The sequence below is a fragment of the Pseudomonas sp. AP19 genome, from assembly GCF_001728855.1.
GTDB classification, from domain to species: Bacteria; Pseudomonadota; Gammaproteobacteria; order Pseudomonadales; family Pseudomonadaceae; genus Aquipseudomonas; species Aquipseudomonas fluorescens.
This window is the reverse complement of sequence record NZ_LXJP01000019.1, coordinates 22,841-44,936: the sequence shown is the minus strand read 5'-3', so window position 1 is coordinate 44,936 and position 22,096 is coordinate 22,841. Positions and strand designations below refer to the sequence as shown.

Sequence of the window (22,096 nt, the reverse complement as noted above, 5' to 3'; positions counted from 1 at the left end):
AGTGATGCTTGAGGGTGAGGACGTGTGGTTGTTGGCTGAAAAGGCGATGTACTGGCCTGCTCGCCAGTGCCTGCTGATTGCCGATGCACATTTTGGCAAAGCCTCGGCCTATCGCAGCCTGGGGCAGCCAGTACCACAGGGCACCACTTCGGAAAACCTGCAACGCCTGGACCGGCTGCTGTCGGCCTTGCCGTGCGCGCAGGTGATCTTTCTCGGGGACTTCCTGCATGGCCCCGGCTCTCACGCCAGCGGCACCCTGAGCGCCTTGAGGGCCTGGCGGGAGCGCAATCGCGAGCTGAGCCTGACCTTGATTCGTGGCAATCACGATAAACGCGCAGGTGACCCGCCGGCTGACTTGAGGATTGAGGTGGTGCCCGAGCCGCTGCTGATGGGGCCGTTTGCGCTACAGCATGAGCCCGACGCCCACGCCAGCCACCACGTACTCGCAGGGCATGTGCATCCGGTGTATCGGTTGCGTGGCAAAGGTCGCCAGAGCTTACGGCTGCCGTGCTTTCAGATCGGCTCACGCATCAGCTTACTGCCGGCGTTTGGCGCGTTTACCGGTGGTTTTGCAGTGGAACACAGCGTGGATCAGCAGATCTTTGTGATCGGCGATGAGGACGTCTGGCCGGTGCGCTGACGTGCCGGCCATGTCCCTGCCCTGACGAATCAGGCGACAGGCGCGGGTGGCGGCTCATCCGGAAGTGTTGGTTCACCGGGCTCGGTGGGCTGCTGGGGCCAATCTTCGTCAGGTTGACCAGGGATGCCGCCCGCATACGCTGGGTCGGCCATCAGGGACCAGGCCAAAACACCAATCTGGTTGGGTTCAAGCCGGGCGAGTTCAGCGCTGATACGCGGGTCAATCTTCATAAAGTACTCCTCAAGCGTGGCTCGGTGCGTTTTGCACGCACCGAGGCAGTACACCCAATAGAGTCAATTCCCGCTGACTAATTCCCTTTACGTGTAAGACCTTTCGATCAAGCGCGTGGGAGAGTGACGCCACGCTGGCCCTGATACTTGCCGGCGCGGTCTTTATAGGACACTTCACAGGCTTCGTCGGACTGCAGGAACAGCATTTGCGCCACGCCTTCGTTGGCGTAGATCTTGGCTGGCAACGTGGTGGTATTGGAGAACTCCAGGGTCACATGGCCTTCCCACTCGGGCTCCAGCGGCGTCACGTTAACGATGATGCCGCAGCGCGCGTAGGTGCTTTTACCCAGGCAGATGGTCAGCACGTCACGGGGAATACGGAAGAATTCCACGGTGCGCGCCAGGGCAAAGGAGTTTGGCGGAATGATGCACACGTCGCTCTTGACGTCGACGAAGCTCTTTTCGTCGAAGTTTTTCGGATCGACGATGGCCGAGTTGATGTTGGTGAACACCTTGAATTCATCGGCGCAACGCACGTCGTAGCCGTAGCTGGATACACCGTAGGAAATCACGGGAGCCGCGCCTTCGCCACGGATCTGGCGCTCAACGAAGGGCTCGATCATGCCGTGCTCTTGCGCCATGCGGCGAATCCACTTGTCCGATTTGATGCTCATGGCGGATGTCCTGAATAGCGAGGTGGAAAAATTCTGTTGGGCATCTTACCGGGGCCGGCCGTGGGGTTCAAAGGGCGTGGGGTTTTTCTTGATGAATGCGCTGCCTGCTATAAGGCGCAGCCAGTCGGGCCGGGCCCCGCGCTACGGCGCTGGACGACTGTAAATACCACCGCCAGTCACGAAAATAGAGAAACCTTCGGAAATACCATTGGCACGTTCCGGAAAAAGGGTTAAGGTGGCGCCACTGTGCTGCTTGTGTCACTGAGAATCTCTACACGATATGTTGAATTTCGATCCAACCATCTCCAAGAATTTTTCCTGCTCTTTGCACTCAGTCTCGGCCAGGGCTTTTCCTGAGTCGCAGTTAACTTTGTCCAAGGAGATACACCATGTCTAATCGCCAAACTGGTACCGTTAAGTGGTTCAACGATGAAAAAGGCTTCGGCTTCATCACTCCACAATCCGGTGACGACCTGTTCGTTCACTTCAAAGCTATCCAATCCGACGGCTTCAAAAGCCTGAAAGAAGGCCAACAGGTTTCTTTCATCGCTACCCGCGGTCAGAAAGGCATGCAAGCTGAAGAAGTTCAAGTTATCTAACTTGTACTGACTTAGTCGAAAAAACCCCGCCCTTAAAAGCGGGGTTTTTTTATGCCTGGGATTTGGCTCTACGCCAATAGAATTCCGGGCACAAAAAAATGTGGGAGTGAGCTGTATGTGGAAGCTGGCTTGCCTGCCCCAGCATCGACTCGGTGTAACTGATGAACCGAGGTGATGCTAGCGCAGGCAAGCCAGCGTCCACACACGCCTACTCCCACATTTCGTATAGCGTCTTTACTGGAACAACGACTCACTCGACAAGCCATTCTTCTCGAGGATCTCACGCAAGCGCTTGAGGCCCTCTACCTGGATCTGCCGCACCCGCTCACGGGTCAGGCCAATTTCCAGGCCTACATCCTCCAGGGTGCTGCTCTCATGGCCACGCAGGCCGAAGCGGCGAATCACCACTTCACGCTGCTTATCCGTGAGCTCAGACAGCCACTGGTCAATGCTTTGGGAAAGATCATCGTCCTGCAACAGCTCGCAAGGATCCGTCGGGCGATCATCCGTCAGGGTGTCCAGCAGGGTTTTATCCGAATCCGGACCCAGCGAGACATCGACCGAAGACACGCGCTCATTCAGGCCAAGCATGCGCTTGACCTCCCCTACCGGTTTTTCCAGCAGGTTGGCGATCTCTTCAGGCGAAGGTTCATGATCGAGTTTTTGTGTGAGCTCTCGCGCTGCCCGCAGGTAGACGTTGAGCTCTTTGACCACATGGATCGGCAACCGGATCGTGCGGGTCTGATTCATGATCGCCCGTTCGATGGTCTGGCGGATCCACCAGGTGGCATAGGTTGAAAAGCGGAAGCCCCGCTCAGGGTCGAACTTCTCCACCGCCCGGATCAAGCCCAGGTTGCCCTCTTCGATCAGGTCCAACAGGGACAGACCACGATTGACATAACGCCGGGCGATTTTAACCACCAGCCGCAGGTTACTTTCAATCATGCGCTTACGCCCGGCCGGATCGCCCTTTTGCGACAAGCGCGCAAAATGGACTTCTTCTTCGGGCGTCAGCAGAGGGGAAAAGCCGATCTCATTGAGGTACAGCTGCGTTGCGTCGAGCGCCCGCGTGTAGTCAATGTACTTGTGTTGCTTTAACGCGGTGGAGTTCTTGGATTTGGTGCGAACTGAAGGTGTAGCAGACCCTTCATCATTCGACATCGATTCCTTATCGGTGAGTATCTCAATAGCGAGATCCTCATCGTCGATGTCAAACTCCGGCGCTTCTTTACTGAGAGCCATTGTTATAGTCCTTTGGTGAGTTCGACCTCAAGCTCAAGCGACGCCTATATCCTTGGCAACGCTGGAGCCTGTTCCTTCTACGTGAGGGAACAGGCTGTGCAACACATCAACGACGGGGTAGGAATTGCAGCGGATCTACAGGTTTCCCTTGGCGGCGAATCTCAAAGTGCAGTTTCACCCGGTCTGTACCAGTTGACCCCATTTCGGCAATTGTCTGTCCGACTTTGACCTGCTGCCCCTCCCGAACCAACAGCCTACGGTTGTGGCCGTAAGCACTGACGTAGGTATCGCTGTGTTTGATGATGACCAGCTCGCCGTAGCCCCGTAAACCACTCCCGGCGTAAACCACTGTCCCATCAGACGCAGCTAAAACAGGCTGTCCCAAATCCCCGGCGATATCAATGCCTTTATTCAAACTACCGTTTGAAGAGAATTTTCCAATCAATACACCGTTTGAAGGCCATCCCCAGCCGGTCGGAGCCGGCCCGGCAGGCGGCAACGGCGCGGGTGCCGGCTTGCTCGCAACCGTAGACGTGGCGGTGCCTGCAGGTCGGGTGATGACGGTCCTTCTGCTCGAGGACGACGGCGAAGATCCGGAATTTGTCACAACTGCCGTAGGGGTTGAGCCCGTGCGGCCATCGAAGCGGATGGTTTGCCCGGGATGGATCGTATAGGGCACAGGAATATTGTTACGCGCTGCGAGTGCCTTGTAATCCCACCCATAACGGAAGGCGATCGAGAACATCGTGTCCCCCTTTCGCACTACATATTGCCCGGTGGTGACCGTCGGCTTTTGCGGCGCGGCGCTGTTTCGGTCGACAACCCGCGCACCGCTGGATGGGGAGCTTGAGCAACCCACCAACAAGGAACTCAAGACAAGGCCAAGCACCAGTCGCTGAAAGCTTGTTTTACTCATACGCTGCGCAAGACCTGTGAGACTCACCCGCCGCTCCCTTTGTGGTGGCTGAACATGAACGCCTGTATCAGGCTTGAAATATGACGCAAGTATAACTGGGCATTGGTGTTTTACCGGCACACGACTGAAACGAAAAATTCATCATGTTTAATCACGGTTTCCAATCACGTTGACTCTATAAGCCCGGCTGTAAGACACATCCCCACCCACAGAATTCACTGTTTGCGAATAAATGATCAGGCCAGCGGGCCATTGAGCAACGGCACGAAGCGCACAGCGCCCAGCACATGCCGGGAAAAGCCTTCGTCCTCTCGGATAATGAGCATCAATTGTTGCACTTCGCCGGAGCCCACCGGGATCACCAACCGCCCGCCAGGCGCCAGTTGATCGAGCAACGCTTGCGGCACGTCGGTCGCAACAGCCGTGACGATAATGCCGTTATAGGGCGCCAGCGCAGGCCAGCCTTCCCAACCATCGCCCCAACGGAACACCACGTTGCGCAGGTTGAGCTCCACCAGGCGCTCCTTGGCGCGATCCTGCAGGACCTTGATGCGCTCCACCGAGAACACCCGCTCCACCAGTTGCGACAGCACGGCAGTCTGGTAACCCGAACCGGTGCCGATCTCCAGCACCTTGTCCAACGGCCCGGCCGCCAACAGCAGTTCGCTCATGCGCGCGACCATATACGGCTGTGAGATGGTCTGGTTGTGGCCAATCGGCAATGCGGTGTCTTCATAGGCGCGATGGGCCAGGGCCTCATCGACAAACAGGTGCCGCGGCGTGCGCCGGATAACTTCCAGCACCTGGGCGTTGGACAGGCCTTCTTCATACAGGCGCTGGATCAAACGCTCGCGGGTACGCTGGGAGGTCATCCCGATGCCACGACGCAACAGGTCGTCTTGTTCACGCGCCATCAACGCAGCCCCTCGAGCCAGCCATCCAGACTACTGAAGGCATCACTGAAGGTGCGATCAAGCTGCAACGGGGTAATCGAAACATAACCTTGCATCACCGCATGAAAGTCCGTGCCCGGCCCACCGTCCTCGGCGTCGCCCGCTGCGGCGATCCAATAGCCTTCCTTGCCACGCGGGTCGACCACTTTCAATGGCGCCGCCGCCCGGGCGCGATGGCCCAGGCGCGTCAGCTGGATGCCGCGAATATGGTCGAGGGGCAAATTGGGAATATTGACGTTGAGTACCGTACGCGGCGGCAAGTCCAGGGAGCCGTGGGCTTCCACCAGCTTGCGCGCGAAGTACGCCGCCGTCGCCAGGTTATCCAGTTGCCGTGAAGCAAACGAAAATGCGAACGAGGTACGGCCCAGGAATCGCCCCTCAAGGGCCGCCGCCACGGTGCCGGAATACAACACGTCGTCGCCCAGGTTGGCGCCGAGGTTGATACCCGAGACCACCAGGTCAGGCTCCTGCTCCAACAAACTGTTGATTGCCAGGTGCACGCAATCGGTCGGAGTGCCGTTCACACTGATAAAGCCATTAGCCAGAACGTGCGGGTGCAACGGACGGTCGAGCGTCAGCGAACTGCTGGCGCCGCTCTTGTCCTGGTCCGGGGCAACCACCACGCACTCGGCGTAATCTTCCAGCGCTGCATAAAGCGCGGCAAGACCGGGTGCGGTGGCACCGTCATCGTTTGATATCAGAATACGCATGGGTTGTCCGTCGGCCCCACCGGCACCAGATCAACAAGCTCGCGCACCAACACAGTGGCGAAGCATCCGGCCGGCAGGACGAATTCCAATTGCAGAATGTCAGGACCGGGATAATGCCACGTCAACCCGCCAATGGGCAGTCGAAGAATGCGACGTTCCTGGCTCATGCCGGCATTCACCAGCCATTCGCGCAGGTCGGCTTCACTGGCGGCAACCGCCTGTTCCAGCGCATGTGTTGCACCGCTCGCCGGCGAATCACCCTCGCCCCACTGCGGCCCAGTCGGGTGCAGGTCCAGAATTGCCAGGCGCGGGTCGCTGCATTCAGCCTCCCCCGCCGGAAAAAAACTGCGGCTGTCGGTAAACGCGAGCAAATCGCCGACCTGGGCACGCTGCCAGGAGCCGTCAGCGACGCGTGCTGCCAACACTTTGTTAAACAGAAAGCTACGCGCGGTGGACAGCAACCGCGAACGCACATTGCGCTGCTCAGGCAACGCCTTGCGCGCTGCCCACGCACGCGCGTCCACCACGTTGCCACCGTTGTGGCCAAACCGCTGGGTACCGAAATAATTAGGAATGCCATGCTGGGCAATCAGTTGCAAACGCGCGTCGATCGCGGCGGTGTCGCCGGCCAGTTGGGTGAGGCGCAGGGTAAAGCCGTTGGCCGAATGCGCACCGCGTTGCAGCTTGCGTTTGTGGCGGGCGATTTTAAGGATCTTGAGGGTGTCGTTTTCCGCACCGCTCATGTCCGGGTCGGCCTTGCCTGGCAGTTGCACGCTGAACCACTGGCGGGTCAACGCCTGGCGATCCTTGAGGCCGGCATAGCTGACGGTGCGCAAGGGCACGCCAGCAGCCTTGGCGATTCGCCGTGCAGCTTCTTCGGTATTCAGGCCACGCTTTTCGACCCACAGCCACAGGTGCTCACCGTCGCCGGTCAGCGGGATATCGAGCACTTCGTCGACCTGGAAATCTTCCGCCGTAGCCTTCAGGACTGCGCTGCCCAGCGCCTCGCCGTAGGCCCGCGGGCCCAACAGTTCCAGGTCGTTCATGCGCGCAGCAACAAGGCGACGGAGTGCACCGCAATGCCCTCTTCACGACCGGTAAACCCGAGCTTTTCGGTGGTAGTGGCTTTCACGTTCACTTGATCCAATTCAATTTGCAGGTCCATGGCAATCAGCGCGCGCATCGATTCGATGTGCGGGGCCATTTTCGGCGCCTGGGCCACGATGGTGTTATCGACGTTGCCGACTTTCCAGCCCTTGGCGTGGATCAGGCCAACCACATGGCGCAGCAACACACGGCTGTCCGCGCCCTTGAAAGAAGGGTCGGTGTCCGGAAAGTGCTTGCCGATATCGCCCAACGCGGCCGCGCCGAGCAAAGCATCGCTCAAGGCATGCAGCACTACGTCGCCGTCGGAATGAGCCAGCAACCCATGGTGGTGTGCAATGCGCACGCCGCCCAGGGTGATGAAATCGCCTTCAGCGAAACGGTGCACATCGTAGCCGTGGCCAATACGCATAAAAAAACGCCCCGATTTAATTCAGGGCGTGATTCTACCTACTTTTGCCTCACATTAACCGAGCAAAGCACGACCATGGTGTCGCAAATGGTCTTCGATGAAGCTGGCGATGAAGAAGTAGCTGTGGTCATAACCCGGCTGCAGGCGCAGTTCGAGTGGATGGTTGGCCGCCTTGGCCGCCTGCTGCAACGCTTCAGGCTTGAGTTGCACGGCCAGGAAATCATCGCGATCCCCCTGATCGACCAACAGAGGCAGCTTTTCCGAGGCTTCGCTGATCAGCACGCAGGCATCCCATTCACGCCATTTGGAGCGTTCTTCGCCCAAATAACGGGAAAAGGCTTTCTGGCCCCACGGGCAGTCCATCGGGTTGTTGATCGGCGAAAATGCCGACACCGATTGGTAACGACCTGGGTTGCGCAAGGCACACACCAACGCACCATGACCGCCCATGGAATGGCCGCTGATGCCGCGCTTATCCGACGCGGGGAAATGCGCTTCAACCAACGCCGGCAATTCCTGCACCACGTAGTCATGCATCCGATAGTGCTTGGCCCAAGGTTCCTGGGTGGCATTCAGGTAGAAACCCGCCCCCAGGCCGAAATCCCAAGCGTTATCCGGATCGTCCGGCACACCTGGCCCGCGCGGGCTGGTGTCCGGTGCGACGATGATCAACCCCAGTTCGGCGGCCATCCGATGGGCGCCGGCCTTCTGCATGAAGTTCTCGTCGGTGCAGGTCAACCCGGACAGCCAGTACAGCACCGGTAACGTGCCACCCTGCTCTGCTTGCGGCGGCAGGTAGACGGCAAACGTCATATCGCAACCGAGCACATCGGAATGATGCTTGTAGCGTTTATGCCAGCCGCCGAAGCTCTTCTGGCACGACAGGTTTTCCAGACTCATGGCCGACCTCAGAAGTGGATGACGGTACGAATGCTCTTGCCTTCATGCATCAGATCAAACGCTTTGTTGATGTCTTCCAGGCCCATGGTGTGGGTGATGAACGTGTCCAGCGGGATCTCGCCGGTCTGGGCCATTTCCACGTAGCTTGGCAATTCAGTACGACCGCGCACGCCGCCGAACGCCGAACCGCGCCAGACGCGACCGGTCACCAGCTGGAATGGGCGAGTGGCGATTTCCTGGCCGGCGCCGGCAACACCGATGATCACCGACTCGCCCCAGCCTTTGTGGCAGCACTCGAGCGCGGCGCGCATCAGTTGCACATTGCCGATGCACTCGAAGGAAAAGTCCACGCCGCCGTCGGTCAAGTCGACAATTACGTCCTGAATTGGGCGGTCGTAGTCTTTCGGGTTGATGCAGTCGGTGGCGCCCAGTTGCTTGGCAATTTCGAACTTGGCCGGGTTGATGTCAATGGCGATGATGCGGCCGGCCTTGGCTTTGACCGCGCCGATCACTGCCGACAGGCCGATGCCGCCCAGACCGAAGATCGCCACGGTGTCGCCAGGCTTGACCTTGGCCGTGTTGATCACGGCACCGATGCCGGTGGTGACGCCGCAACCCAGCAGGCAGACCTTTTCCAGCGGCGCTTCTTTAGGAATCTTGGCCACGGAGATTTCCGGCAACACGGTGTACTCGGAGAAGGTCGAGGTGCCCATGTAGTGGAAAATCGGCTGCCCCTTGTAGGAGAAGCGCGTGGTGCCATCGGGCATCAGGCCTTTGCCTTGGGTGGAGCGGATGGCCTGGCACAGGTTGGTCTTGCCCGACAGGCAGAATTTGCACTTGCCACATTCCGGGGTGTACAGCGGGATCACGTGGTCACCGACAGCAACCGAGGTCACGCCCTCACCGATCGCTTCAACCACCGCACCGCCTTCATGGCCAAGGATCGACGGGAAAATGCCTTCCGGGTCGGCGCCCGACAAGGTGTAGGCGTCGGTATGGCACACGCCGGACGCGACCACCCGCAACAGCACCTCGCCAGCCTTGGGCATGGCGACATCCACTTCAACAATCTCAAGGGGCTTTTTCGCTTCGAAGGCTACGGCAGCGCGGGACTTGATCATCCGTGTTTCTCCAGGGAGTTAAAAACTGAGGCAGTGAGTGTAAAACATGGCCGACTGATTAATAATCCGGGCAAAAGCAAAACTTTATTGCTGTACAGGGACAATCAACATGTTGGAAAACCGCTGGGAAGGCATCGATGAGTTTGTCGCCGTGGCTGAATGCAGCCAATTCACCGCGGCGGCCGAACGGCTGGGCGTGTCTTCATCGCATATCAGCCGGCAGGTAGCGCGCTTGGAAGAGCGGTTGCAAACCCGCTTGCTGTATCGAAGTACGCGCAAGGTAACGCTGACCGAAGCCGGCCAGACCTTCCTGCAACATTGCCAGCGCTTACAAGATGGTCGTGAAGAAGCCTTACGCGCGGTGGGCGACCTCACCAGCGAACCCAAGGGCATGTTGCGCATGACCTGTGCGGTGGCGTACGGCGAGCGCTTTATCGTGCCGCTGGTCACGCGATTCATGGGGCTGTATCCGCAATTGCGCGTGGACATCGAGCTGAGCAATCGCCAGTTGGACCTGGTGCATGAAGGCCTGGACCTGGCGATCCGGCTGGGCCGCCTGCAAGACTCGCGCATGGTTGCCAGTCGCCTGGCCCCTCGACGCATGTACCTGTGCGCGTCGCCGTCCTACTTGGCTCGGTACGGTCGGCCACATAGTTTGTCGGAATTAAGTCGGCATAACTGCCTGATCGGCAGCTCGGACATTTGGCAACTGGCGCAGGATGGGCGGGAATTTTCCCAACGGGTGCAGGGAAACTGGCGTTGCAACAGTGGGCAAGCGGTATTGGATGCAGCGCTGCAAGGGGTGGGGTTGTGCCAACTGCCGGATTATTACGTGCTGGAGCATTTGCACAGTGGCGCGCTGGTGTCGCTGCTGGAGGCGCATCAGCCACCGAATACGGCGGTGTGGGCGCTGTATCCGCAGCAACGGCATTTGTCGCCGAAGGTCAGGAAGCTGGTGGATTTTTTGAAGGAGGGGTTGGCTGAACGGCCGGAGTACAGCGCGTAATTTAGGGCGACTGTTCGGGCCTCATCGCGGGCAAGCCCGACTCCCACAGAGAATTGCATTTCAACTGTGGGAGCTGGCTTGCCTGCGATGAAGTCGACACGGTGTCACTGACTATCTGCGGTTTGCCCACCGCAGCCGGAGCCATTCCAGATCTTCCGGGCGGGTGACCTTGATATTGTCCGCGCGCCCTTCGATCAGGCGCGGCGCCTGGCCCGACCATTCCATGGCCGAGGCTTCGTCGGTGATCACTGCGTCTGCCACCAGGCTGTCGGCCAGGGCGCGATGCAAGGCACCCAGGCGGAACATCTGCGGCGTATACGCCTGCCAGATCAGGCTGCGATCGACGGTTTCCACCACACGGCCGTGCTTGTCGATACGCTTGAGGGTGTCGCGCGCCGGCACGGCGAGCAAGCCGCCGACCGGATCATCGGCGAGTTCCGCCAACAACGTGTCGAGGTCATCACGGCTCAGGTTAGGGCGCGCGGCGTCGTGCACCAGCACCCAGTCGTCATCGCTGGCGCCAAGCGCATTGAGTTGCAGCAACGCATTGAGTACTGAACCCGAGCGCTCGTCGCCGCCGTCCGCACGCACAATGCGAGGGTCGCTGGCACACGACAGGCTTGGCCAATAGGGGTCATCTACAGCAAGACTGACCACCAGCCCCTTGAGGCCAGGATGATCGAGAAAACAGCCGAGGCTGTGTTCGAGAATAGTGCGCCCGCCCAGTTGCAAGTACTGCTTGGGACGGTCCGCGGCCATACGGGCACCAACGCCCGCGGCAGGAATCACGGCCCAGAAGGCCGGTAACGACGGGTTCATTGGGCCAACTGGTAGAGGGTTTCGCCCTCCTTGACCATGCCCAACTCATGACGAGCCCGTTCTTCAACGGTCTCCATCCCTTTTTTCAGCTCAAGCACTTCGGCATCGAGGACGCGATTGCGCTCCAGCAGGATTTCGTTTTCGGCGTGCTGGTCGGCAATTTGCTGAGTCAGCTCTTTCACCTGCGCAAAGCTGCCATTACCGACCCATAGGCGGTACTGCAGGCCAGCCAGCAATAAGAGCAAGACGAGGAACAACCAATTGGGACTGCGCATCGAAATCCGGGTATCCAGTAAAAAAAGACAGCCATGCAAAACTTTTGAAGCAACTGATAGCACGAAGCCTGGATGAACCAGGCTTGTGCTTGATAGCCCTCAGATTAGCGTCGAAATTCACACTGTCGTGTTATTTCCGACTCAACCCGTCGACTTTTTACCATTTAACACTCAGCCGCGAAACTCGCTGCGACCGTTGTATTTGGCTTTACCTGCCAGTTGCTCTTCGATACGCAGCAATTGGTTGTACTTGGACACGCGGTCGGAACGGCACAGGGAGCCGGTCTTGATCTGGCCGGCCGAAGTGCCCACCGCCAGGTCGGCAATGGTCGAATCTTCGGTTTCGCCGGAGCGGTGCGAGATCACGGCGGTGTAGCCCGCGGCCTTGGCCATCTGGATGGCTTCCAGGGTTTCGGTCAGGGTGCCGATCTGGTTGAACTTGATCAGGATCGAGTTGGCGATCTGCTTGTCGATGCCTTCTTTGAGGATCTTGGTGTTGGTCACGAACAGGTCGTCGCCGACCAGTTGGATTTTCTCGCCGATCTTGTCGGTGAGGACTTTCCAGCCCGCCCAGTCGGACTCGTCCAGGCCATCTTCGATCGAGATGATCGGGTAGCGCTCGGTCAGGCCTTTGAGGTAGTCAGCAAAACCTTCGGAGGTGAACACGTGGCCTTCGCCGGACAGGTTGTATTTACCGTCCTCGTAGAACTCGCTGGCGGCGCAGTCCAGAGCCAGGGTCACGTCGGTGCCCAGCTTGTAGCCCGCGTTGGCCACGGCTTCGGAGATCACTTTCAGTGCATCTTCGTTGGACGCCAGGTTCGGGGCGAAACCACCCTCGTCACCCACCGCGGTGCTCAGGCCACGGGCCTTCAACACAGCTTTGAGGTGATGGAAAATCTCGGTGCCCATGCGTAGGCCTTCGGAGAAGGTCTTGGCGCCAACCGGCTGTACCATGAATTCCTGGATGTCGACGTTGTTATCAGCGTGCTCGCCGCCGTTGATGATGTTCATCATCGGCACCGGCATCGAGTACACACCCGGCGTGCCGTTCAGGTTGGCGATGTGGGCGTACAGCGGCAGGTCCTGGTCCTGGGCGGCGGCCTTGGCAGCGGCCAGGGACACGGCGAGGATGGCGTTGGCGCCCAGGCTGCCTTTGTTTTCAGTGCCGTCGAGCTTGATCATCGCGTGGTCCAGGGCTTTCTGGTCCAGCGGGTCCTTGCCCAGCAACAGGTCACGGATCGGGCCGTTGATGTTGGCTACAGCCTTGAGTACACCTTTGCCCAGGTAACGGCTCTTGTCGCCATCACGCAGTTCCAGCGCTTCGCGCGAACCGGTAGAAGCACCGGACGGCGCGCAGGCGCTGCCGATGATGCCGTTATCGAGAAGCACGTCGGCTTCGACGGTGGGGTTGCCACGGGAGTCGAGAACTTCACGACCTTTGATGTCGACGATTTTTGCCATTGTTGTAAACACTCCAAAGTTGACGAAAACGACGCAGCTGAAGGAAATCTTTTGACCGACCGCAAGGGTGGAACAACGGGGCAGGCTTGCAGGCGACAAGGCTCAGGCCCGCAGGCCTGAGCGTAAAGCGAGGGAAAGTCTACCGGAGAAATGCCGCTTACGCGGTCTCTACCGTCGGAAAACTCTTGACCAGTTCGTCCAACTGCTTGAGCTGGGCCAGGAATGGCTCCAGCTTGTCCAGGCGCAGGGCGCACGGACCGTCGCATTTGGCGTTGTCCGGGTCCGGGTGGGCTTCCAGGAACAGGCCCGCCAAAGACTGGCTGATGCCGGCCTTGGCCAGGTCCAGTACCTGGGCACGCCGCCCGCCAGCGGAATCGGCACGACCACCGGGCATTTGCAGCGCGTGGGTCACGTCGAAAAACACCGGGTACTCGAACTGTTTCATGATGCCGAAACCGAGCATATCCACCACGAGGTTGTTGTAGCCGAAGCTCGAACCGCGCTCGCAGAGGATCAACTGGTCGTTACCCGCTTCCACGCACTTGTTCAGGATATGTTTCATTTCCTGAGGCGCGAGGAACTGGGCTTTCTTGATGTTGATCACAGCGCCGGTCTTGGCCATGGCGACCACGAGGTCGGTCTGGCGCGACAGGAAGGCCGGCAGCTGGATGATGTCGCACACCTCGGCGACCACGGCAGCCTGTTCAGGCTCGTGGACGTCGGTGATGATCGGCACGCCGAAGGCTTGCTTGATGTCCTGGAAGATCCGCATGCCTTCTTCAAGGCCTGGGCCGCGATAGGAGGTCACGGACGAACGGTTGGCCTTGTCGAAGCTGGCCTTGAACACGTAGGGGATACCGAGTTTCTCGGTGACCTTGACGTACTCTTCACAGACCTGCATCGCCATGTCGCGGCTTTCCAGCACGTTCATGCCGCCGAACAGCACCATGGGCTTGTCGTTGGCAATCTCGATGTCGCCTACGCGAATGATCTTCTGGGCCATCAGGTTCACGCCTTCTTCTGATGTTGCGTCAGTGCTGCTTTAACGAAACCGGTGAACAACGGGTGACCGTCGCGCGGGGTCGAGGTGAACTCAGGGTGGAACTGGCACGCCACGAACCACGGATGATCCGGCGCCTCGACCACTTCAACCAGCTTGCCATCACCGGAGCGACCGGAGATCTTCAGGCCGGCTTCTTTGATCTGCGGCAGCAGGTTGTTGTTCACTTCGTAGCGGTGACGGTGACGCTCGACGATCACATCCTTGCCGTAGCAATCGTGGACCAGCGAGCCCGGCTCCAGCAGGCAGTCTTGCGCACCAAGGCGCATGGTGCCGCCCAGGTCGGAGCTTTCGGTACGGGTCTCAACGGCGCCGGTGGCATCTTCCCACTCGGTGATCAGGCCAACGACCGGGTGGCCGCTGGCGTGATCGAACTCGGTGGAGTTGGCGTCTTTCCAGCCCAGCACGTTGCGAGCGAATTCGATAACGGCCACTTGCATGCCCAGGCAGATGCCCAGGTACGGCACCTTGTTTTCACGAGCGTACTGCACAGCGGTGATCTTGCCTTCCACGCCACGCAGGCCGAAACCGCCGGGAACGAGGATCGCGTCAACGCCTTCGAGCAGTGCGGTGCCCTGGTTCTCGATGTCTTCGGAATCGATGTAGCGCAGGTTGACCTTGGTACGGTTGCTGATACCGGCGTGGCTCATCGCTTCGATCAGCGACTTGTACGCGTCCAGCAGTTCCATGTACTTGCCGACCATGGCAATGGTGACTTCGTGCTCAGGGTTGAGCTTGGCATCAACCACGGCTTCCCACTCGGACAGGTCCGCACCGTTGCACTGCAGGCCGAAACGCTCGACCACAAAATCATCCAGGCCCTGCGAATGCAGGATGCCCGGGATCTTGTAGATGGTGTCGGCGTCTTCCAGGGCAATCACCGCACGCTCTTCAACGTTGGTGAACTGCGCGATCTTGCGACGCGAGGAAATGTCGATCGGGTGATCGGAGCGGCACACCAGCACGTCCGGCTGCAGGCCGATGGAACGCAGTTCCTTGACCGAGTGCTGGGTTGGCTTGGTTTTGGTTTCGCCCGCGGTAGCGATGTACGGCACCAGTGTCAGGTGCATCAGCATCGCGCGCTTGGCGCCGACTTCGAAACGCAACTGGCGGATGGCTTCGAGGAACGGCTGGGATTCGATGTCACCTACGGTGCCACCGATCTCGACCATCGCCACGTCGGCATCGCCTGCACCCTTGATGATGCGGCGCTTGATTTCGTCGGTGATGTGCGGGATCACCTGGATGGTTGCACCCAGGTAGTCACCACGGCGCTCCTTGCGCAGCACGTGCTCGTAGACACGGCCGGTGGTGAAGTTGTTGTTCTGGGTCATGGTCGTGCGGATGAACCGCTCGTAGTGGCCCAGGTCCAGGTCGGTCTCGGCGCCGTCGTGTGTGACGAACACTTCACCGTGCTGGAACGGGCTCATGGTGCCCGGGTCAACGTTGATGTACGGGTCCAGCTTGAGCATGGTGACCTTAAGTCCCCGCGCCTCCAGGATGGCCGCCAATGAAGCGGAGGCAATGCCTTTCCCCAATGAAGAAACAACACCGCCCGTGACGAATATGTAGCGCGTCATGAAAAACCCTAGAAGTCTGCGTTAAAGCGGTCCGAGCCGCCGGGGAAAGCGAAGGAAGGCCGAAGCCCCCGATCACCTGCATTAATCACAGTGCACCTTTCAAAAAAACCGCCGCGTTGTGACAGACCAGCAATGAAACACCGGTACGTTGATCGCTACACATTTTTTGGAATCGCCCAGCAAAGACTGCTTGGTAATCGGCAACTCCTGCAATTCAGTCGAATCCACAGAAGTTGTATCAAGAAGGGAGCGTAGTCTACCGGAAAGGCTCTATCAGCTCAAACCTTGATCGCACGTCTGTGGCATCCAATGTAATTGCCAGTCGCCCGGCGATGTCACCCCTAACCCCGCAAGGCTGGGGACAGCCAGCAATTGTTCACCCTGATAGAGCAGCGGCAATCTGCCACGCATGAAGCCAGGCAGCCCACATTCGTTAAGCAAACGCTTCAGGTCACGCCGGCCTCGGCCCGGCACGTCAATGATTTCGCCGCCCTGGCGGTAACGGATCACCAATGGCCCTGCGGGGGCCTTGCCGACAAATCTCAGCTGGCCATTGCCGGGTAACTCTAGAGGGTTTTGCGGCTGCGACCAGCTCACTGACGCGTCGGAAAATTCCGACCAAGTGGAAGGCAGCCACCAAATGCGCTCGCCACAACGGTGCACCTGGCCGTCGGCCAGGCCCCACTGCGGTTGCGCGTCGGCCTTGGCATCACGCAGGGAATACCAACTGGCCCAGTGGTCGCTGTCGGGTAACCGAGTAAGAGGGTTGAGCCAATGGCGCAGGGCATTGCGCTGACGGGCATCGGAAAGCTCGCGTAACGGCGCAAGGGCCAACGACGGCAAGCACAACCAGGGAAATGCCGAGGGTTGGTCGGCGGCTCGCAGGTCCATCAATGCCAATTCGTCCAACAGACCCTGGGCTTCGCTGAGGTGTTCGGCAGTGCGGGCCAGGCTTGCGACAGCTTGAGGCCAACGCTCCGCCAGCACCGGGACGACACGATGGCGCAGGTAATTGCGGGAAAACCGCGAATCGGCGTTGGAAGGGTCTTGGATCCACGTCAACTGGTGTTGCTGGGCGTAGGCCTCCAACTCAGCACGCGAGGCATCCAGCAATGGTCGCACCAAGTGTCCATCCGCCAACGGGCGATGCACGGGCATTGCCGCCAACCCGCGCACGCCCGCCCCGCGCAACAGGCGAAACAGCAGGGTTTCGGCTTGGTCATCACGATGCTGGCCGGTGAGCATCACCTGCCCTGCCCCGGTCACCTCGGCAAACGCCCGGTAGCGCGCATCACGCGCCGCCCGCTCAAGGCTGGCACCCGACTGAACGTGCACATGCGCCACCCGCAAGGGCACGCCCAGCTCGTCACATACGGCTTGGCAATGACTTGGCCAGGCATCGGCGGCAGCTTGCAGGCCATGGTGGATATGGATGGCGCTGAGAGGCGGCAGGGTTTCGGTGTTTGCCAGGGAGGCGAGGAGGTGCAGCAGGACGGTTGAATCAAGCCCACCGGAGAATGCGATATGCCAGGCCGGGGCGTTGCGCCAGGGCGCAAGGTTTTGCAGGAGTTTGGCGGGTAAGGTAGGGCTCATCAAAAATACCGGCGCAGAACTGGAATACGGCAGCCAAGCATACACACAGCAAATGTGGGAGCGGGCTTGCTCGCGAAGGCGGTGTGTCAGTCACTGAATAGGTCGACTGATACAGCGCATTCGCGAGCAAGCCCGCTCCCACATTCGCACGGCTTTGCCTGTCAGATCAGTGCCTGATCAGAGACCGTAGCTCATCAGGCGCTCATAACGACGGGCCAGCAGTGCCTCGTTATCCAGCTTCTTGAGCATCGCCAGTTGCGAGCCCAGCTCGGCGCGGATGGTCGCCGCAGCGGCAGCCGGGTCACGGTGGGCGCCGCCCAATGGCTCGGCGATAACCTTATCAACGATGCCCAGGCCTTTGAGGCGATCGGCGGTGATACCCATGGCTTCGGCAGCGTCCGGCGCCTTTTCGGCGGTTTTCCACAGGATCGAAGCGCAACCTTCCGGCGAGATCACCGCGTAGGTCGAATATTGCAGCATGTTCAACTGGTCGCAAACCCCGATGGCCAGCGCACCGCCGGAACCACCTTCACCAATCACGGTGGCGATGATCGGGGTTTTCAGGCGGGCCATCACGCGCAGGTTCCAGGCGATCGCTTCGCTCTGGTTACGCTCTTCGGCGTCGATACCTGGGTAGGCACCCGGGGTGTCGATGAAGGTCAGGATCGGCATTTTGAAACGCTCGGCCATTTCCATCAGGCGGCAGGCCTTGCGGTAGCCTTCAGGGCGCGGCATGCCGAAGTTGCGGCGTACCTTTTCGCGCACTTCGCGGCCTTTCTGGTGACCGATCACCATCACCGGCTGGTCGTCCAGGCGAGCGATACCGCCCACGATGGCCGCGTCGTCGGAGAAGTGGCGGTCGCCGTGCAGCTCGTCGAACTCGGTGAAGATGTGCTGAATGTAGTCCAGGGTGTAGGGACGGCGCGGGTGGCGAGCCAGACGCGCGATCTGCCAGCTGGTCAGCTTGCCGAAGATGTCTTCGGTGAGCGTGCTGCTCTTGTCTTGCAGGCGAGCGATCTCATCGCCGATGTTCAGCGAATTGTCATTGCCGACCAGGCGCAGTTCTTCGATCTTGGCTTGCAGGTCAGCGATCGGCTGTTCGAAATCAAGAAAATTCGGGTTCATAAGCGTCCGTCTTGGGTCGACGGCCAAGGGGTGCCTGGCCAGCCGGTTGTCTATTCGCGCCCTACCTTAAGGGAGAGGCGCGTTTAGGTCGAGATTAAATGTTCAGTCGAGATCAGACGTATCTGACCGTCAACGGTATTGGAGGAAGACGTTGTCTCGCCCGAACTGGTCACGCAAAGCTTGAATCAAGCCATCAGCGGGATCAATTCGCCACGTCTCACCAAACTGCAGCATCGCCTTGGCGTCATTGCCGGTGTACTCCATGGTCACCGGGCACGCGCCGCGGTGGCGTTTGAGCAGGTCACCCAACCAGCGTAGCTGATCGCCTTTGAGCGCTTCGGTCTTGACCTTCAAACGCAGGCTTTCCGCCAAATTGGTACGTGCATCTTCCATGCTCATCACCCTTTTGATCCGCAGGCGCAGGCCGCCGGAGAAGTCATCGTTGCTGACCTCGCCTTCCACCACCACCATGGCATCGGTTTGCAACAACGACTGGGCGGAGTGGAAGGCATCGGCAAACAGCGACGCCTCGATCCGGCCCGAGCGGTCATCGAGAGTGATAAAGCCCATCTTGTCGCCCTTCTTATTTTTCATCACCCGCAGGGCGATGATCATGCCGGCGACGGTCTGGGTGTCACGCGCCGGTTTCAGGTCGATGATGCGCTGACGGGCGAAACGGCGAATTTCGCCTTCGTATTCGTCAATCGGGTGGCCGGTCAGGTAGAGGCCCAGCGTGTCTTTCTCACCCTTGAGCCGTTCCTTGAGGGTCAATTCCTTGGCCTTGCGGTGGTTGCCGTACACGTCCGCGTCTGCTTCGACGAACAACCCGCCAAACAGGTCGGCGTGGCCGCTGTCATGCGTGCGGGCAGTCTGTTCGGCCGCCTTGATCGCTTCTTCCATGGCGGTCAGCAGCACCGCACGGTTGCGGTCGATATTGGCCTGATACGCTTTCGGCTCATCATGGAAGTACGGGCCGAGGCGATCGAGTGCGCCACTGCGGATCAAGCCATCGAGGGTGCGCTTGTTGATGCGCTTGAGGTCAACCCGCGCACAGAAATCGAACAGGTCCTTGAACGGCCCATCCTGGCGCGCCTCAGTGATTGCCTCCACCGGGCCTTCGCCCACCCCTTTGATCGCGCCCAGGCCGTAGATGATGCGGCCTTCGTCGTTCACCGTGAACTTGAACTCCGAGGCGTTCACGTCCGGCGCGTCGAGGCGCAGCTTCATCGTGCGCACTTCCTCGATCAAGGTCACGACCTTGTCGGTGTTGTGCATATCCGCCGAGAGTACCGCAGCCATGAACGGCGCTGGGTAGTGGGCTTTCAGCCACGCGGTCTGGTACGAAACCAGGCCGTAGGCGGCGGAGTGGGATTTGTTGAAGCCATAACCGGCGAATTTTTCCACCAGGTCGAAAATGTTACCGGCGAGGTCGGCGTCGATATTATTGGTGGCGCAACCTTCAATGAAACCGCCCCGTTGCTTGGCCATTTCCTCAGGTTTTTTCTTACCCATGGCGCGACGCAGCATGTCCGCACCCCCGAGGGTGTAACCGGCCATGACCTGGGCAATCTGCATCACCTGTTCCTGATACAGGATGATGCCGTAGGTCGGCGCCAGTACCGGCTTGAGGCCTTCGTACTGGTAGTCGGAGTGCGGATACGCCAGCTCGGCACGGCCGTGCTTACGGTTGATGAAGTCATCCACCATGCCCGATTGCAGCGGGCCTGGACGGAACAGCGCCACCAGTGCGATCAAGTCTTCCAGGCAGTCGGGCTTGAGCTTTTTAATCAGCTCTTTCATGCCGCGCGACTCAAGCTGGAATACCGCCGTGGTTTCGGCTTTTTGCAGCAACTGGTAGGTAGGCTTGTCGTCCAGCGGGATAAACGCGATATCCAGCGGTTCTTCGTTGACCTTGGCGCGCTCGCGGTTAATCGTCTTGAGCGCCCAGTCAATGATCGTCAGGGTGCGCAGACCGAGGAAGTCGAACTTCACCAGGCCGGCCGCCTCCACGTCATCCTTGTCGAACTGAGTGACCAGGCCGTCGCCTTCTTCATCGCAATAGATCGGCGAAAAGTCGGTCAGCTTGGTCGGCGCGATTACCACACCACCGGCGTGTTTACCGACGTTACGCACCACGCCTTCGAGTTTGCGCGCCATGTCCCAGATTTCAGCGGCTTCTTCATCGACCTTGATGAAGTCACGCAGGATTTCTTCCTGCTCGTAGGCTTTTTCGAGGGTCATGCCGACTTCGAACGGGATCATCTTCGACAGACGATCCGCCAGGCCGTAGGACTTGCCCTGTACTCGAGCCACGTCCCGGATCACCGCTTTCGCCGCCATCGAACCGAACGTGATGATCTGGCTCACGGCGTTGCGGCCGTACTTCTCAGCCACGTACTCAATCACACGGTCGCGACCGTCCATGCAGAAGTCGACGTCGAAGTCGGGCATGGAAACCCGTTCCGGGTTCAGGAACCGTTCGAACAGCAGGTCATATTCCAGCGGGTCGAGGTCGGTAATCTTTTGCACATAGGCCACCAGCGAGCCAGCACCCGACCCCCGGCCAGGACCTACCGGTACGCCGTTGCTTTTGGCCCACTGGATAAAGTCCATAACGATCAGGAAGTAACCGGGGAAGCCCATCTGGATGATGATATCCAGCTCGAAATTCAGCCGATCAACGTAGACCTGGCGCTTGGCGTCGTAGTCTTCGGTGGTGTCCTTGGGCAACAGAACGGATAGACGCTCCTCCAGGCCATCGAACGACACCTTGCGAAAGTACTCATCGATGGTCATGCCATCGGGAATCGGAAAGTTGGGCAGGAAGTGCTTGCCCAGCTTCACTTCGATGTTGCAGCGTTTGGCGATCTCGACGGAGTTTTCCAGGGCTTCGGGCAGGTCGCTGAACAACTCGGCCATCTCGTCGGCGCTTTTGAGGTATTGCTCCTCGCTGTAGTTCTTCGAACGACGCGGGTCATCCAGGGCCCGGCCTTCGCCGATGCACACGCGGGTTTCGTGAGCTTCGAAATCTTCCTTCTTGATAAAACGCACATCGTTGGTCGCGACCAGCGGCGCACCCAGCTTGTCAGCCAGGGCCACGGCAGCATGCAGGTGCTCTTCATCATTGGGGCGATTGGTGCGCTGGACTTCCAGATAAAAGCGGTCCGGGAACACCTGCATCCACTCGCGGGCCAGCACCTCGGCTTCCTGAGGGTTGCCGCCGAGCAACGCGATACCGATCTCACCCTCTTTGGCTGCCGAGAGCATGATCACGCCCTCGCTCGCTTCGGCCACCCACTCGCGCTCGATGATGATCGAGCCGTTACGCTGACCGTCGATAAAGCCACGGGAAATCAGCTCAGTGAGGTTGCGGTAACCCACGCCGTTCATCGCCAGCAGGCTGATGCGGCTCAGGGGGTTATCCGGGTCTTTGTTGGACAGCCACAGGTCGACGCCGCAAATTGGCTTGATACCGGCACCCATGGCGTTCTTGTAGAACTTGACCAGGGAACACATGTTGTTCTGATCGGTAACCGCGACCGCAGGCATATTCATGCCCACCAGGGTTTTGACCAGTGGTTTGATCCGTACCAGGCCGTCGACCAGGGAGTATTCAGTGTGCAGGCGTAGGTGAACGAATGAAGCCGGCATAGTGATCCTGTCTTAAACGTAGAAA

The 22,096-nt window shown here is 59.4% G+C and carries 21 protein-coding genes; 3 read left to right on the top strand and 18 right to left on the bottom strand.

Annotation, left to right across the window (positions count from 1 at the left end):
* Window positions 1-4: 4 nt before the first annotated feature.
* Window positions 5-640, top strand: a complete 636-nt coding sequence (gene pdeM, locus A7D21_RS15255) for a ligase-associated DNA damage response endonuclease PdeM (RefSeq protein ID WP_053255348.1) — start codon at window positions 5-7, stop codon at window positions 638-640.
* 29 nt (window positions 641-669) lie between these two features.
* On the opposite strand, the gene A7D21_RS15250 is transcribed toward pdeM, so the two are convergent.
* Both A7D21_RS15250 and dcd read right to left on the bottom strand, forming a co-directional pair.
* A complete protein-coding gene (locus A7D21_RS15250; protein ID WP_027604457.1) occupies window positions 670-870 on the bottom strand; it encodes a hypothetical protein in 201 nt (66 codons plus the stop codon).
* 107 nt (window positions 871-977) lie between these two features.
* The gene (gene dcd / locus A7D21_RS15245; protein WP_017137166.1) at window positions 978-1,544 is read right to left on the bottom strand and encodes a dCTP deaminase; all 567 of its coding nucleotides are present in this window, start codon (window positions 1,542-1,544) and stop codon (window positions 978-980) included.
* Between the two features lie 389 nt (window positions 1,545-1,933).
* Between dcd and A7D21_RS15240 the strand changes: the two genes are divergently transcribed.
* Entirely contained in the window at window positions 1,934-2,143 is a 210-nt protein-coding gene (locus A7D21_RS15240; protein ID WP_002554837.1) for a cold-shock protein, read from the top strand.
* A 234-nt stretch (window positions 2,144-2,377) separates the two neighbouring features.
* On the opposite strand, the gene rpoS is transcribed toward A7D21_RS15240, so the two are convergent.
* From rpoS to A7D21_RS15200, 8 genes are all read right to left on the bottom strand, one after another.
* Entirely contained in the window at window positions 2,378-3,385 is a 1,008-nt protein-coding gene (gene rpoS, locus A7D21_RS15235) for an RNA polymerase sigma factor RpoS (RefSeq protein WP_053254759.1), read from the bottom strand.
* A gap of 106 nt (window positions 3,386-3,491) precedes the next feature.
* On the bottom strand, window positions 3,492-4,328 hold the full coding sequence (locus A7D21_RS15230) for a peptidoglycan DD-metalloendopeptidase family protein (protein WP_069552040.1): 837 nt from the start codon (window positions 4,326-4,328) through the stop codon (window positions 3,492-3,494).
* 209 nt (window positions 4,329-4,537) lie between these two features.
* Window positions 4,538-5,173 (bottom strand): protein-L-isoaspartate(D-aspartate) O-methyltransferase, encoded by a 636-nt coding sequence (locus tag A7D21_RS15225; protein WP_169850588.1) that lies wholly within the window; start codon window positions 5,171-5,173, stop codon window positions 4,538-4,540.
* A gap of 41 nt (window positions 5,174-5,214) precedes the next feature.
* Window positions 5,215-5,964, bottom strand: a complete 750-nt coding sequence (gene surE / locus A7D21_RS15220) for a 5'/3'-nucleotidase SurE (protein WP_069552039.1) — start codon at window positions 5,962-5,964, stop codon at window positions 5,215-5,217.
* Window positions 5,952-7,010 carry a tRNA pseudouridine(13) synthase TruD gene (gene truD, locus A7D21_RS15215; protein WP_069552038.1) on the bottom strand — a complete coding sequence of 353 codons (1,059 nt, stop codon included), beginning with the start codon at window positions 7,008-7,010 and terminating at the stop codon, window positions 5,952-5,954. The genes surE and truD overlap by 13 nt, the downstream gene beginning before the upstream one ends.
* The gene (gene ispF, locus A7D21_RS15210) at window positions 7,007-7,480 is read right to left on the bottom strand and encodes a 2-C-methyl-D-erythritol 2,4-cyclodiphosphate synthase (protein WP_053254755.1); all 474 of its coding nucleotides are present in this window, start codon (window positions 7,478-7,480) and stop codon (window positions 7,007-7,009) included. Before ispF ends, truD begins: the two co-directional genes overlap by 4 nt.
* A gap of 54 nt (window positions 7,481-7,534) precedes the next feature.
* On the bottom strand, window positions 7,535-8,380 hold the full coding sequence (fghA, locus tag A7D21_RS15205) for an S-formylglutathione hydrolase (RefSeq protein WP_053254754.1): 846 nt from the start codon (window positions 8,378-8,380) through the stop codon (window positions 7,535-7,537).
* Between the two features lie 8 nt (window positions 8,381-8,388).
* Window positions 8,389-9,501: an S-(hydroxymethyl)glutathione dehydrogenase/class III alcohol dehydrogenase gene (locus tag A7D21_RS15200; RefSeq protein ID WP_025855143.1), complete on the bottom strand. Its 1,113-nt coding sequence runs from the start codon at window positions 9,499-9,501 to the stop codon at window positions 8,389-8,391.
* Between the two features lie 109 nt (window positions 9,502-9,610).
* On the opposite strand from A7D21_RS15200, the gene A7D21_RS15195 reads away from it, so the two are divergent.
* A complete protein-coding gene (locus A7D21_RS15195) occupies window positions 9,611-10,507 on the top strand; it encodes a LysR substrate-binding domain-containing protein (protein WP_053254753.1) in 897 nt (298 codons plus the stop codon).
* A gap of 111 nt (window positions 10,508-10,618) precedes the next feature.
* Here A7D21_RS15195 and ispD read toward each other — a convergent pair whose 3' ends face one another.
* The 8 genes from ispD to dnaE all read right to left on the bottom strand — a co-directional run bounded on the left by ispD (window position 10,619) and on the right by dnaE (window position 22,071).
* Window positions 10,619-11,326 carry a 2-C-methyl-D-erythritol 4-phosphate cytidylyltransferase gene (gene ispD / locus A7D21_RS15190; RefSeq protein WP_053254752.1) on the bottom strand — a complete coding sequence of 236 codons (708 nt, stop codon included), beginning with the start codon at window positions 11,324-11,326 and terminating at the stop codon, window positions 10,619-10,621.
* Window positions 11,323-11,601 carry a cell division protein FtsB gene (gene ftsB / locus A7D21_RS15185; protein WP_053254751.1) on the bottom strand — a complete coding sequence of 93 codons (279 nt, stop codon included), beginning with the start codon at window positions 11,599-11,601 and terminating at the stop codon, window positions 11,323-11,325. Before ftsB ends, ispD begins: the two co-directional genes overlap by 4 nt.
* A 171-nt stretch (window positions 11,602-11,772) precedes the next feature.
* The gene (gene eno / locus A7D21_RS15180; RefSeq protein ID WP_053254750.1) at window positions 11,773-13,062 is read right to left on the bottom strand and encodes a phosphopyruvate hydratase; all 1,290 of its coding nucleotides are present in this window, start codon (window positions 13,060-13,062) and stop codon (window positions 11,773-11,775) included.
* A 157-nt stretch (window positions 13,063-13,219) separates the two neighbouring features.
* The gene (kdsA, locus tag A7D21_RS15175) at window positions 13,220-14,065 is read right to left on the bottom strand and encodes a 3-deoxy-8-phosphooctulonate synthase (protein WP_010212442.1); all 846 of its coding nucleotides are present in this window, start codon (window positions 14,063-14,065) and stop codon (window positions 13,220-13,222) included.
* 5 nt (window positions 14,066-14,070) lie between these two features.
* The gene (locus A7D21_RS15170; protein WP_053254749.1) at window positions 14,071-15,702 is read right to left on the bottom strand and encodes a CTP synthase; all 1,632 of its coding nucleotides are present in this window, start codon (window positions 15,700-15,702) and stop codon (window positions 14,071-14,073) included.
* Window positions 15,703-15,975: 273 nt separating this feature from the next.
* Window positions 15,976-17,295, bottom strand: coding sequence for a tRNA lysidine(34) synthetase TilS (tilS, locus tag A7D21_RS15165; RefSeq protein ID WP_069552037.1), 1,320 nt, complete (start codon window positions 17,293-17,295; stop codon window positions 15,976-15,978).
* A 177-nt stretch (window positions 17,296-17,472) separates the two neighbouring features.
* Entirely contained in the window at window positions 17,473-18,420 is a 948-nt protein-coding gene (locus tag A7D21_RS15160) for an acetyl-CoA carboxylase carboxyltransferase subunit alpha (RefSeq protein ID WP_016976871.1), read from the bottom strand.
* Window positions 18,421-18,549: 129 nt separating this feature from the next.
* Window positions 18,550-22,071, bottom strand: a complete 3,522-nt coding sequence (dnaE, locus tag A7D21_RS15155) for a DNA polymerase III subunit alpha (protein ID WP_053254747.1) — start codon at window positions 22,069-22,071, stop codon at window positions 18,550-18,552.
* Window positions 22,072-22,096 lie beyond the last annotated feature (25 nt).